This window comes from Pseudomonas mandelii (assembly GCF_900106065.1).
Classification (GTDB): domain Bacteria; phylum Pseudomonadota; class Gammaproteobacteria; order Pseudomonadales; family Pseudomonadaceae; genus Aquipseudomonas; species Aquipseudomonas mandelii.
In genome coordinates this window covers 4,196,846-4,209,711 of sequence record NZ_LT629796.1, presented here as the reverse complement: position 1 = coordinate 4,209,711, position 12,866 = coordinate 4,196,846, and the positions used below count along the sequence as shown (strand labels likewise).

Here is a 12,866-nt window from a genome sequence, read left to right as displayed (position 1 = left end):
ATGAACGACTTGAAAAACAGGCGTCAATCATCCGCCTGTTCATCACCGTCGCGACGGCTCATGCCGTACTTGCGCATCTTCTCCACCAGCGTGGTACGACGAATACGCAGGCGTTCTGCGGCACGCGCCACGATCCCATTGGCATCATCCAGCGCCTGCTGAATCAAGCCCTGCTCCAGACCACCGAGGTAGTCTTTGAGGTCCAGACCTTCCGGCGGCAGCATGGCGTTGGCGGTGAAGTCCGGGGTATGACCGTTGATGGCCACCCGTTCTTCAAGATCACTGCGCAGGCTGTCGACCAGTTGCTCGTCTTCATCATCGACGTAGCGGAATTTCTTCGGCAGCTCGACCACGCCGATCACCCCGTAGGGGTGCATGATCGCCATGCGTTCCACCAGGTTGGCGAGTTCGCGAACGTTGCCCGGCCAACCGTGACGGCACAGCGACATGATCGCCGCCGAGTTGAAGCGGATCGAACCACGCTTCTCGTGCTCCATGCGCGAGATCAACTCGTTCATCAGCAACGGGATGTCTTCGACACGTTCGCGCAGCGGCGCCATCTCGATCGGGAACACGTTCAGGCGGTAGTACAAGTCTTCGCGGAACGTGCCGATCTCGATCATGCTTTCGAGATTCTTGTGAGTCGCCGCAATGATGCGCACGTCGACACTCTGGGTCTTGTTGCTGCCCACGCGCTCGAAGGTGCGTTCCTGCAACACGCGCAGTAACTTGACCTGCATCGGCAACGGCATGTCGCCAATTTCGTCGAGGAACAGGGTGCCGCCATTGGCCAACTCAAAACGCCCGGCGCGGCTGGTGATCGCCCCGGTGAAAGCGCCTTTCTCGTGGCCGAACAATTCGCTTTCCAGCAACTCGGCCGGGATCGCCCCGCAGTTGACCGGAACGAACGGCGCGTCACGACGCTTGGAGTGGTAGTGCAGGTTGCGCGCGACCACTTCCTTGCCGGTGCCGGACTCGCCAAGGATCAGCACACTGGCGTCGGTATCGGCCACTTGCTGCATCATCTGACGGACGTGCTGAATCGCCCGGCTGGTGCCGACAAGGCTACGGAAAAGGTTGGGTTCTCGATGACGACCGCGTTCGCGGGCCTGGTCGTACATCTCGCGATAGACCTGCGCACGGTGCAGCGAGTCGAGCAATTTGCTGTAGCTGGGTGGCATTTCGAGGGTCGAAAGCACTCGGCGACGCTGGTCTTCAGGCAAGTCAATGGAAGAATTATCGCCCATTAACAAAACCGGAAGGAACTCATCCCAGGTTGCGAGTGTCTTTAACAGGCCCGGAAGTGCGCCAGGAGCATTGACCGTCCCGATGAGGACACAGATCACTTCACGACTTGATGACAAAGAGCCGACAGCCTGCTGCCAGTCATGGCTACCACAGGGTAAATTTTCTTCGCCAAGAAAATTTAAAATCACCGCCAAATCGCGGCGGCGGACGCTATCGTCGTCAATCAGCAGAATTTTGGTTTCACGCCACATGCAATAGCAACTTCCCTAGTCAACTCAATGCCCAAAATGAGGGGGCAAGCTAGACGCTTGCAGACACGTTATGCCTGTAGACGACTGAAATCTGGTACCAGCCACTAGTTAAGTCAAAAAACCGTGCACAGTCAAATTTATGGCGCACTATGTTTGGATTAACTGAGGGTTAATTAACCAAACAGATGGTAAACCTTTGCCGCGCTCTGTGCTTGATGGATCTGCGACATCTCGTCGACTATCGCCTGGCGCTCCCCTGTCGCCGCCTCCAGAAGCTGTTTATACACGCCCAGCAACTCCTCAAGGTTGTCGCGCAACGCGACCTCATCCACCGAAGCTTCACTCAAGACGTCTTCCATGCAGGAACGGCAAGCCAGGTCCAATTCACTAATGGCCTCCCAGTTGCGCTCGGCCAATGCACCGACGAGGGCATCGCGGGTTAGTTCGATTCGCTGCAAGACAAGACTCATGGTGATCTCCTTAAAACTGCGGACCCGGCGCGGCAATGGCATCCCAACCGTCTTTGACCGTGCGAAGCAGGTCGGCGACTTCGTCGAGGATTTTTGGATCGGTCTTGATATTGGCTTCAGCCAGACGCTTCATCATGTAGGTATAGAGATTATCCAGCTCGCCTACCGATTCAGCCTGATTTTCCAGATCCAGACCTTCACGCAGACCGCCGATGATGCCGATGGCCTTGCCGATCAGAACACCCTTGTTCGGAATGTCTTTGCGTTCCATCGCGCCCCTGGCTTGGGCTATGCGATCCAGTCCGCCTTCCATAAGCATCTGAACCAGACGATGCGGGCTGGCTTCGGAAGTCTGCGCCTGAGCGCCAATCTTCTGGTATTGGCGAAGGGCTAACATTGGATTCATGTTGTACCTCATCAGAAATCTGTGGTTCGTATAACCAGTGTATCGACGACGCGTCAAAAAACTTTAGATCCAAAAACAAAAAGCCCGGAGCGCTCTAAAACGCTGCCGGGCTTTTGGCGGTTCGGGTGTTACGAGTTCTTCTGCTGCGCTGTCATCGCCTCAAACATCGAGGTGATGTTACTGGCTGTCGCTTTCAGCTTGCCGACCAGAGTATCCATGTCGTTGTACTTTTTGGTCAGCACCGCCGTCAGGGTCTCGATTCGGCGATCCAGGGCCGCCTGGTCATTGGACAGCTTTTTCTTGGTTGAATCTAGACTCTTGGCGCGCGCATCCAGGATAGAGTCGACTGCTTTGCCATTGACGGTTTTACCTTCGGTGTAAGGCTTGATCGCGTTGTTCATACGCTCAATCAGACCGTTGGTACCCGTGAACAGTGTCTGAACCTCACCGCCCAGCTTCTTGTCGTTCATTGCAGTGTTGAACTTGGTGCTGTCAAAGTCCAGTGCGCCGGTCTTCTGGTTGGTGGTGATACCCAACTGGGAAAGCACAGTCAGCTTGTCGCCGGCACCGGTCTGTGACAGCGGGCCCCGCAAGGAATCCAGAATCGAACGTGGCAGCGGGTCACCGGTCAGCGCCGCGGAAACGGTCAGCTTGCCATCGTCATCCAGGGACGGCTTGGTCAACGAAGTCACAGCGTTGGCGACGGCGTTGTACGCATCGACGAATTTCTGGATCGACGCCTTCAGACCATCATTGTTGGGCGCAACGGTGACGGTCGACTTGCCGGTGGTGAGCAAATTCAGGCTCAACCCGGAGATCGTCTTGTCGATGGTGTTGGACTTGCTGGTCATCGCCAGACCGTCGACGCTAAACACCGCATCCTGGGCCGGAGCACCAATAGCCCCCGAAGAAGTGGCCGTCGGCGGTGTGACCATCGGGGCGGTCCCATCGATTTCCAGACCGGCAATACCGCTGGCGGAAATGTCGGAACCCGCACCAGTCGTCGTGGAACCCAACACCAGACGCGAGCCGAAACTGTCGGTCACAATGTTGGCGCTCAAGCCACTGGACTGGTATTGGCTGTTGATCGAATCACGCACCGATTGCAACGTGGCGCCTGCACCCACAGTTACCGGATAGCTTTTGCCATTTTGGGTGATGGTCAGCGTGCCAGCAGGGATCGCACTGGTTGTACCACCGGCAAATGCAGCGGAAGCCACTTTCGATGAGGTGGCCAGGCTAGTGATGTCGACCACGTAGTTACCGGCGACAGCCGCGTTACTGGACGTAGCGGTCAGCACTTTTACATCGGACGACGTCGCGGCAAAACCCGTGAACTGAGGGGTTGTCGTACTACCCAGATCGGTAAGCGCTTTCTGGAACGTGGCCAACAGCGACTTCAAGGTACCAATCCCGGAAATACTCGCCGAGTTAGTGGCGGTTCCACGATCGATCTGACCTTGCTTGGCCGCTTTGTCAGCGTTCACCAAGGCTTTGACGATAGCACCAGTATCAAGGCCGGAACCTAAACCTGTGCCCGGTAGAATTGGACTTGCCATGTGAAACTCCCTTCAGTGTGTCGCCGGCCTTTTGACCACTACAACGCCCAAAAGAACATAGCAACAAAATTCGTGCCAGTTGTCAGGCTTTAGCGCTGAACAACAGGCTGCTTGCATCATTCAAACTATTGGCCAGTTTCAAGACCTCTTCGTTGGGGATCTGACGGATCACCTCACCAGAGTCGCTGGCAATCACTTTTACCACAACCTTGCCTGAAGGCTCGTCAATCGAGAACTCCAGATTACGCTTGACCGACTGAACGAACTTTTCGATTTCCTGAACGGCCATCTTCAGTTTTTCCTGCTCGGTTAAGCCGCTTTTACCTTCATCCTTGACAGCAACCACTGACGCAGCGACCGCTTGAGGCTTTTCCGCAGGCTTCTCGGCAACAGCCGTCGCCTTTGGGGCCGCAGGATAAGACAAGTTCAGCTTCACGCTCATATCCATGTCCATCACCTCTTAAACCAAAAAAGCGAGAGAGCGCGACATGCACACTCCCCCGCCAAAACTCACTCAGCTATTACTGAAGCAGTTTCAGTACAGCGGATGGCAGTTGGTTGGCCTGAGCCAGAACTGCGGTGGAAGCTTGTTGCAGAGTTTGTTGCTTGGTCAGCTGTGCAGTTTCAGCAGCGAAGTCGGTATCTTGTACGCGACCCAGTGCAGCACTGGCGTTTTCGTTGATGTTTTGCAGGTTGGAAATGGTGCTGGACAGACGGTTTTGTGCAGCACCGAGGTCAGCACGGCTGGAGTTGATCTTGGCCAGAGCGGCGTCGATTTTGGTCAGCGCGTTGTTCATCGAAGCTTCGGCGGTTGCCGAGTTGTTACCAGTGATCTGAACGGTAGCCGAGTCAACCGACAGGGTAGCTGCGTCGAAGCCGCTGTCCAGGGTCAGGGTGATCTGGTTGGTAGCGCCAGTGTTGGAACCAACCTGGAAGGTCATGGTGCCAGCGGTGCCGTCGATCAGGTTCTTGCCGTTCAGGTTGGTCGACTTGGCGATACGAGTCAGTTCGTCCGACATCGAAGCGAATTCTTTGTTCAGAGCAGCGCGGTCAGCGGTGCCGTTCGAGTCGTTTCGGGATTGAACAGCCAGTTCACGCATACGCTGCAGAATGTTGGTCGATTCTTGCATCGCGCCTTCAGCGGTCTGAGCGATCGAGATACCGTCGTTGGCGTTTTTGATAGCCATGGTCTGACCGCGGATCTGCGAAGTCATACGGGTAGCGATTTGCAGGCCGGCGGCGTCATCTTTAGCGCTGTTGATTTTCAGGCCGGAAGACAGGCGAGTCATCGATGTCGACAGAGCGTCGGAAGCGCGGTTCAGGTTTTTCTGAACGTTCAACGATGTGACGTTGGTGTTTACTGTTAAAGCCATGACGAATTCCTCGTTGGTTGGGTACTGCGGCTTCCGGCCCTGGCAACCGCCGGGTATGGCCTAGAGAACCTTCGTAATAGTTATCGTCGCCAATGCAACTTGCTTTAGGGGATTTTCAAAATTATTTGCCATCACGTTGCCACCCCCCGTAAATCAAGGGGTTGGCGATGATCCGGCAGCGAAAAAATGACGCCAGGGAAATGTCGGCGACAGGTTGGCGAGGACTCGCCGGCACCGACAGAAGGGATATTGCTTAAACAGACAGGCTTTCGGTCAGCAACTCGACCAGTTCATATTCCAGGTAATCGGCCAATGCGAGCCAGTTCTGCGCTTCCTGACACGCGAACATTTTGCTGAGCAAAAATGCCCATTGCTGTTGCGATGCCTGCGGCGTGGAATCAAATGCCGAATGCACTTCACCGACCAGCTCGATCATTACCAGGCTGGCTTCGACATCACGCCCCAGACGGAACAAGGCTGCACAGTGCTGCGCATCGGCAACGAAGGTTTCAAGCGCGCTCATGACGCAAACTCCGGATGAAAAACCGTACCGGCGATCATCGCCCCTGCCCGACTGCTGTTATGGAAACGCACCTGTGGGTGGCCCGCAATAAAACGCTCCAGCTCACACAGATAGCTGCGGAAGTTGAGTTGAGTCTTGATGCGCTGGCCGTGGCCATCCAGCACCCAGTGCTTGGCAGCCCCCATCTGCGGCCCCAGATCACCATCGCTCCACCCTGCGTGGGTCTTGTCACCCGGGAAGGCAAAGTCGGCGCCGAACAGCGTGATTTGCACAGCGCCCATCTTCACCGCCAGGTCGACCGCCGGGTGAATCACGCTACCGCCAACATACAGCTCGCCCCTGGGCAATTGCCGACGCAGCTGCTGGTAGATCGGGCTCGCGGAATAACCGGCATAACGCGGCCCCTGCCAGGCCTGGATCACTGCCGGATCAAGCATGGGCATGTACACCAGCGTGATGTCGGCCGTGCCTTCAGACGGCAGGTGCCGCTGCGAAATGCGCTGGTCGATGCTGACGACAATGTCAGGACGAATACCGTGCTTGAGCAGCGGACGATAGGCTGTGTCGACGCAGATGAACAACGGTCGCTCGGCTTCATTGCGAATGGCGCGCAAGGTCGCAAAGTGCTGTTCCAGGCTTGGCCCGGTGGCGATGACAAACACCTCCCGCCCCGGCTGTGAACCGAACAACTCGGCCACGTCGCGATCGCCCAGCAACCATTTGAGACTGACCTGCAAGCGCTCCACGATTTCAGGCGACTGCGGATCGAACTCACGATTGTTGAAGGTCAGATGGGTTTCACTGATCAGGCGATCACGGATCTTTGCGCTGAAATCGTCGGCCAGTACCAGCTCGGAGGGCAAGGCAAAAAACGGCAGCTGGATTTCTCCCAGATCGCCGGCATACAACAGCTCGACCCTGGGATCGCTGAGCCACGGCTGTTGATCGAGCAGTTGCAGCACCAGGGCAAACACGGCGCCGTTGAGGATGTGCACGTACAAATGCTCAAGACCGGCGCGTTGCAGCAACTCCATTTGCAGATCGCCGAGCCCGGTGCCGTAGACGTGCGCCACCGGACTGTCGAGCGGCAAACTGTCGGCCTGAAGCACGGCCTCGCGACTGCGATCATGGCGGCTGGTCAGCTGAATGCCATTGATGCTCAGCGTCGAGCCCAGGCCTTCCACCAGATCAGCCTGTAGCAGGCTCGTGTCTTCGACCAGCAAGCGCACAGCCAACGCCGGCCAGCGTTGCTGGATGACGTCGACGTTGTGCTCAAAGAACTCGCTCATGGCGCCTCGCATTGTGTTCGGGCAAAAAAATAGCGCTCAAGATTACACCTTGAGCGCTTTTTTTGTGTCTGGCTTTCTTTGACTAAGACGCCTTGTTCAAGGGCGGTAGAGGATCGCCGAGCCCCAGGACAGGCCAACGCCGAAACCGCTGAGCGCAACGCGCTTCCAGTCGGAGTCCAGCACGTGTTTTTCCAACAGCAGCGGAATGCTCGACGACACGGTGTTGCCGGTCTCGACCATGTCCTTGATGAACTTCTCCGGCTCACCTTCGAAGCGGCGCGCCACGGCGTCGACAATCGCGGCGCTGCCTTGGTGAATGCAGAAGGCGTCGATGTCATCAGCGGTCAGTTGCGAGTCAGCCAGCAGCTCATGCAAGTGCGCCGGGACTTTGAGCAGTGCAAAGTTGAACACCTGGCGACCGTTCATGTAGAACACGCCGTCGGTGACTTTCAAGTGCGGCGCACCGGAACCGTCGGTGCCGAACTTGGCTTTGCCCAGCTGCCAGGGCGCGTTTTCGCCCATCCAGGTCGCGGTGGCGGCGTCGCCGAAGAGCATGGTGGTGTTGCGGTCTTCCGGGTCGACGATCTTCGAATAAGGGTCGGCGGTGATCAGCAAGCCATTCTTCAGGCCAGCGGCTTCCATGAAGCCCTTGATCGCGTAGATGCCGTAGACGTAGCCGGAGCAGCCCAGGGAAATATCGAACGCCGCCACGGTAGTCGGCAGGCCCAGCTTGTCCTGAACGATGGCGGCCGTGTGTGGCAAACCTTCTTCGTCGCCGTTCTGGGTGACGACGATCAGCACATCGACGGATTCACGCTTCAAGTCAGGGTTGTTGGCGAACAGCGCGTTGGCTGCTTCGACACACAGGTCCGACGTTTCCTGCCCGGCGTCTTTACGCGGCAGGAAGGCCGAACCGATTTTGCCCAGGATGAACTCTTCATCCTTTTCGAATTTTGCACCTTGTGCGTAATTGTCCACGCCGGCTACAGGAACGTAGCTCGCAATGCTTTTTATGCCAATCATTACGGCTTCCCAATAATAAACAGCCCAATACCACCGCTCGTAATGATTCGAGGGGCGCCGACAAACAGTGAAAAACGTCGCCCCATGGAGGCGACAACGGGAAGAATAAAAGGCTATCACTGGGCCAAACAGAGACCAGGCGCCACCTCCCCGATTTATACAATACAGTGAAGATGCGCGTTATGACTCGCAGGTCACGCTATTTTGCCGAAACAGACCGACAAGGCGTTATTCGACCAACGACCAGTCCAGCGCGGTACCACGCTGGATGGCGTGGCGGGCGCGGCGGCCCAGAAGGGTTTCAGCGTGTTTGGGCGCCAGCCCCAGGCCAGGACGGATGGCACGCAGATTGGCGACGGTAAACGGCTCTCCGGCCGCCATATCTTGCGTGACATAGAGCGAGCGTCGGTACACCAGGGACTTGCGCTCGGCCTCGGTCACGCCGTAATGCACCTTGCCCATAGCCTGCCAGGCACGCTCGGTTTCGATCACCAGGCTTTCCAGTTCGGCCGGCTCCAGGGAGAAACTGGCGTCCACCCCTCCGGCCGCACGGTCGAGGGTGAAGTGCTTTTCGATCACAGTCGCTCCCAGCGCCACGGCGGCCACAGACACGCCGACGCCCATGGAGTGATCGGACAGGCCGACCTCGCAGCCAAACAATTCACGCAAATGTGGAATCGTGCGCACATTGCTATTGGCCGGTGTTGCCGGGTACGTGCTGGTGCATTTGAGCAGCACCAGGTCCTTGCATCCCGCCTCACGGGCAGCGCGCACGGTTTCGTCGAGCTCGGCGATGCTGGCCATGCCGGTGGAGATAATCAATGGCTTGCCGGTGGCCGCGACCCGACGAATCAGCGGCAGGTCGGTGTTTTCAAAACTGGCGATCTTGTACGCCGGCACATCGAGGCTTTCGAGGAAATCGACGGCGCTGTCATCAAACGGCGTGGAGAACGCCAGCATGCCCAGTTCATTGGCCCGGGCGAAAATCGGCGCGTGCCATTCCCACGGCGTATGCGCTTTCTCGTACAACGCATATAACGAGGTTCCGGCCCACAGACTCTTTGGGTCCTTGATGAAGAACTCACCTTCGGCCAGGTCCAGGGTCATGGTGTCCGCGGTGTAGGTTTGCAGCTTCAAGGCATGCGCGCCGGCTTTGGCCGCCGCTTCGACGATTTGCAGCGCCATGTCCAGCGACTGGTTATGGTTGCCGCTCATCTCGGCGATGATGAACGGCGGCGCGTCGGCACCGATGGAGCGGTTGCCGATCTTGAAGCTAGTCATTGCTGCGTTCCTTTAATACGCGCGTGAACGCGCAAGCACTCTGAGTAAAACCGGCTTCGCGAAACACCTTCAGCGAAGGCTGGTTGTCCGGCAACACCTGGGCGGTGATGGCCGTCAGTTGCGGCCAGTGGGCCGTCACGAACGTCTCGCCGCGGACCAGCAGCGCCCTGCCCCAGCCCAGGCCGATGCGATCTTCAAACAGATAAATCGAGACTTCGGCTTCAAAACCGCGCACGTCGTAACGCAACACCCCCACCGGACCGTCATCGGTTTCGGCGATCAATAGCAAGCGCCGCGCATTATTCAAACTGGCGGCCAGCCAATGTTGATGCGACGACCATTCAATCGCCCCGGCGTCCAGCGACCAGCGCCGAACCGCCTCGGCGTTGCGTCCGTGGAACAGAAGCCGTGCATCGTCTGCGGTCGCGAGACGGATCTGCAACACCGCACCGGCCAACGCTGCCGCCACCCGCTGCGCCCCCCGACCATCCACCAATTGCCGCGAATGATCGGCCAGGCTCTGGCGTATCCCCTGATTGCCCGCGACAAAACCGATGGCCTGGCGCAGTTGCTCGATGCTCACCTGCTCACGAGGGCCCAGGTAGACATGGGCACCCGAGGCGGCCATGACCTCGCCATTGGCCTGCTGATTGTTCGAGACCGCAATGCAAATCGTCGGCAGCCCCATGGCCGCCCGCTCCCAACTTGTCCCGCCACCGGCACCGACAAACAGGTCGGCCTCGGTCATCAACCGGTAGAAGTCACTGACAAAACTGTGCAAGCGCCAGTTCGGCCGAGTCGCCGCCATGGCCTGCATATCGTCCCAGGCCGGGTTGTCGGCTCCGGCAACGAAATCGACTTCCAGCGCATCAAAATCCGCCATGGCCAGCATCGCGTGATGAGTCTGCATCGCCGCATCGAAGCCGCCGAAATTCACCAACACCCGCTGGGCCTGCGGTTTGATCGGGATCGCCGGGCAACGGAACTCATCGCGCAGCATCGCGAAACGTGGGCCGAACAACGTATGGCAGCCAGGCGTGAGCAGTGAGTCATAGGCCGCTGGTGTGCCCGACAGGTTCTGGTTGAGCAGCAGGTCGACGGCGTACTGGCGAGTGGCAAGATCATCCACCGCAGCGATCCGTAGCGCCCAGCGCCGGGCCGCCGTTTGCCAGTGATGGTCGAGGCCGTAGTGATCGACGATGATCCAGTCGAACGGCGGATGGTTTTCCAATGCCTGCGCCAACGCGTCGATGTCCGCCTGCCACGGCAGCATGGATTCGATGCCTTGCTGCGGGTCTTCATCGGGATAACGCCCCGGCAGCGCGAAGGTTTCAAAACCTTCGGCCGCCAGACTGTCCAACCGATGGCCCGGCAGCAGGCGACAGGCAAAGGCAACATGTGAACCCTGCTTGCGCAAGGTTCTGGCCAGGGGCAACAAGCGAGCGATATGCCCGCTGCCAATGGTCGGCGATGCGTCGGAGCGAATCAGCACCCTCATTGCAGTTCGCCTCCAGCCTTCAACGCGGCGTAAAGGTATTCAGCGCGTTTCCAGTCTTCGAGGGTATCGATGTCCTGCACCAGATGCCGCGGCAGAATCACCGGCAGGCTCGCCGGGGAAAACAATACATCGCCACGCAACCAGGCCTCGCTGCGCCCCCAGTAGAACTGCCCCGCATCTTGAAAGGCTTCGGCCAGGTCCTGCGAGCGGGTGTTGCGAAATTCCGGGTACAACGACGTCAACGCGCCGTGTTCGTCGAGGGTCAAGGCACGCTGCACGGGAAAGCCGAAACCGGCCACGGAAAACGCGAAGGATTTATCCGGGTTCTGCTCCAGCAATTCAAAGCCCTGACGCAGAAACCGTGCCTGCAAGAGGGGTGCGGTCGCGTAGATACAACAGGCATAGTCGAACGCCGCAAGCTCATTCAAGGCATGCACCATCACCGCCGCCGTGCCGGTGAAATCGTCGGCCAACGACGCCGGACGCATGAACGGCACCTGAGCACCGTGCACCCGCGCGACCTCGGCGATGTCTTCATCGTCGGTGCTGACGACCACCTGATCGAACAGCTGCGAATCCAGCGCCGTACAGATCGAGCGGACGATCATCGGCACGCCGTCGAACGGTTTGAGGTTCTTGCGCGGGATTCGCTTGCTGCCGCCCCGGGCCGGAATGATGGCTACGCAGCTCACAACCAGCCCCCCGCCGCCCGACGATACATCATGATGTTCAACCCAGAATTCGCCTCAAATGCCCCACCACTTCATCCTGCTCCTCATCCGTCAGATCCGGGTACAACGGCAAGCTGATGGCTTCGGAAAAATAACGTTCGGCCTCAGGGAAGTCGCCGTCCTTGAAACCCTGCTCACGGTAATACGGCTGCAAATGCACTGGAATGTAATGCAGGTTCACCCCCAGCCCGGCAGCCCGTAACGCTTCGAACACCTGAGTCTGGCTGAGTTTGATCTGTTCCAGCTGCAACCGGACAACGTACAGGTGCCAGGCCGATTCGGCACCTGACTGAACGGCCGGCAATGTCACCGCAATACCCGCCAGCAGTGTTTCATAACGCGCGGCCAATTGACGACGTCGGGCGACAAACGCATCAAGCCGCGCCATTTGCGACAGGCCCAAGGCGGCATGCAGGTCGGTCATGCGGTAATTGAAGCCAAGCTCCAATTGCTGGTAGTACCACAACCCTGTGTCCGGCACGCTCATCTGAGCCGGATCACCGGTAATACCGTGACTGCGCAAACGGCGCAAACGGTCGGCGAATTCCGGGCGATTGGTCAGCACCATGCCACCTTCGGCGCTGGTGATGATCTTCACCGGGTGAAAGCTGAAAATTGTCATCGCCGCGTATTGGCCACACCCCACCGGCCGCCCCAGATACGAAGCGCCCACCGCATGGGAAGCATCCTCGATCAAGGTGAAGCCATAGCGTTCGGACAACTGCGAGATCGCGCGCATATCGCAACTCTGCCCCGCGAACGCGACCGCCACCACCACTTTGGGCAACTTCCCGGCCGCTTCGGCGATCTCCAGTTTCTCTGCGAGTAACCGTGCATCCAGGTTCAAGGTGTGCGGGTCGATGTCGACGAAATCGACGTCGGCGCCGCAGTATCGACCGCAGTTGGCCGAAGCGACAAACGTGTTGGGACTGGTCCAGAGGTAATCGCCCGGACCAAGCCCTGCGACCCGACAGGCAATGTGCAACGCCGCCGTGGCATTGCACACGGCTACCGCATATTCAGCCTGGCAGTGTTCGGCCAGGGTTCTTTCAAAGCGCTCGATCGTCGGCCCCTGAGTCAGCCAGGGCGAGTTGAGTACCTCAATGACAGCGTCGATGTCTGACTGATCAATGTTTTGTCGGCCGTAGGGAATCCGGTACGGCATCATGACCGTGACTCAACACAATGCCCAACCAGCAGGCGGCCACAAGCGT

13 protein-coding genes are annotated in these 12,866 nt (G+C 58.3%); all 13 read right to left on the bottom strand.

The annotated features are described in order from the left end of the window. Positions 1-23: 23 nt before the first annotated feature. The 13 genes from BLU63_RS19470 to pseC all read right to left on the bottom strand — a co-directional run bounded on the left by BLU63_RS19470 (position 24) and on the right by pseC (position 12,820). The gene (locus tag BLU63_RS19470) at positions 24-1,499 is read right to left on the bottom strand and encodes a sigma-54 dependent transcriptional regulator (RefSeq protein ID WP_010456968.1); all 1,476 of its coding nucleotides are present in this window, start codon (positions 1,497-1,499) and stop codon (positions 24-26) included. 173 nt (positions 1,500-1,672) lie between these two features. After that, positions 1,673-1,969, bottom strand: a complete 297-nt coding sequence (locus BLU63_RS19465; RefSeq protein WP_010456970.1) for a hypothetical protein — start codon at positions 1,967-1,969, stop codon at positions 1,673-1,675. Between the two features lie 10 nt (positions 1,970-1,979). After that, on the bottom strand, positions 1,980-2,375 hold the full coding sequence (gene fliS, locus BLU63_RS19460; protein WP_010456972.1) for a flagellar export chaperone FliS: 396 nt from the start codon (positions 2,373-2,375) through the stop codon (positions 1,980-1,982). A 128-nt stretch (positions 2,376-2,503) separates the two neighbouring features. Then, complete coding sequence (gene fliD, locus BLU63_RS19455) at positions 2,504-3,934, bottom strand: flagellar filament capping protein FliD (protein WP_077748623.1); 1,431 nt, start codon at positions 3,932-3,934, stop codon at positions 2,504-2,506. 82 nt (positions 3,935-4,016) lie between these two features. Further along, complete coding sequence (locus BLU63_RS19450; RefSeq protein WP_010456977.1) at positions 4,017-4,382, bottom strand: flagellar protein FlaG; 366 nt, start codon at positions 4,380-4,382, stop codon at positions 4,017-4,019. 73 nt (positions 4,383-4,455) lie between these two features. Continuing rightward, positions 4,456-5,307, bottom strand: a complete 852-nt coding sequence (locus tag BLU63_RS19445; protein ID WP_008072599.1) for a flagellin domain-containing protein — start codon at positions 5,305-5,307, stop codon at positions 4,456-4,458. 253 nt (positions 5,308-5,560) lie between these two features. Continuing rightward, positions 5,561-5,830, bottom strand: a complete 270-nt coding sequence (locus BLU63_RS19440) for a hypothetical protein (RefSeq protein WP_083375983.1) — start codon at positions 5,828-5,830, stop codon at positions 5,561-5,563. Further along, positions 5,827-7,119: a motility associated factor glycosyltransferase family protein gene (locus BLU63_RS19435; protein WP_083375982.1), complete on the bottom strand. Its 1,293-nt coding sequence runs from the start codon at positions 7,117-7,119 to the stop codon at positions 5,827-5,829. The genes BLU63_RS19440 and BLU63_RS19435 overlap by 4 nt, the downstream gene beginning before the upstream one ends. A 96-nt stretch (positions 7,120-7,215) precedes the next feature. Then, positions 7,216-8,142: a ketoacyl-ACP synthase III gene (locus BLU63_RS19430; RefSeq protein ID WP_010456985.1), complete on the bottom strand. Its 927-nt coding sequence runs from the start codon at positions 8,140-8,142 to the stop codon at positions 7,216-7,218. Between the two features lie 228 nt (positions 8,143-8,370). Continuing rightward, positions 8,371-9,423, bottom strand: coding sequence for a pseudaminic acid synthase (gene pseI, locus BLU63_RS19425; protein WP_083375981.1), 1,053 nt, complete (start codon positions 9,421-9,423; stop codon positions 8,371-8,373). Then, complete coding sequence (gene pseG, locus BLU63_RS19420; RefSeq protein ID WP_083375980.1) at positions 9,416-10,921, bottom strand: UDP-2,4-diacetamido-2,4,6-trideoxy-beta-L-altropyranose hydrolase; 1,506 nt, start codon at positions 10,919-10,921, stop codon at positions 9,416-9,418. Before pseG ends, pseI begins: the two co-directional genes overlap by 8 nt. Further along, the gene (gene pseF, locus BLU63_RS19415; RefSeq protein WP_010456991.1) at positions 10,918-11,613 is read right to left on the bottom strand and encodes a pseudaminic acid cytidylyltransferase; all 696 of its coding nucleotides are present in this window, start codon (positions 11,611-11,613) and stop codon (positions 10,918-10,920) included. Before pseF ends, pseG begins: the two co-directional genes overlap by 4 nt. Before the next feature lie 37 nt (positions 11,614-11,650). Beyond that, positions 11,651-12,820 carry a UDP-4-amino-4,6-dideoxy-N-acetyl-beta-L-altrosamine transaminase gene (pseC, locus tag BLU63_RS19410; protein WP_083375979.1) on the bottom strand — a complete coding sequence of 390 codons (1,170 nt, stop codon included), beginning with the start codon at positions 12,818-12,820 and terminating at the stop codon, positions 11,651-11,653. Positions 12,821-12,866 lie beyond the last annotated feature (46 nt).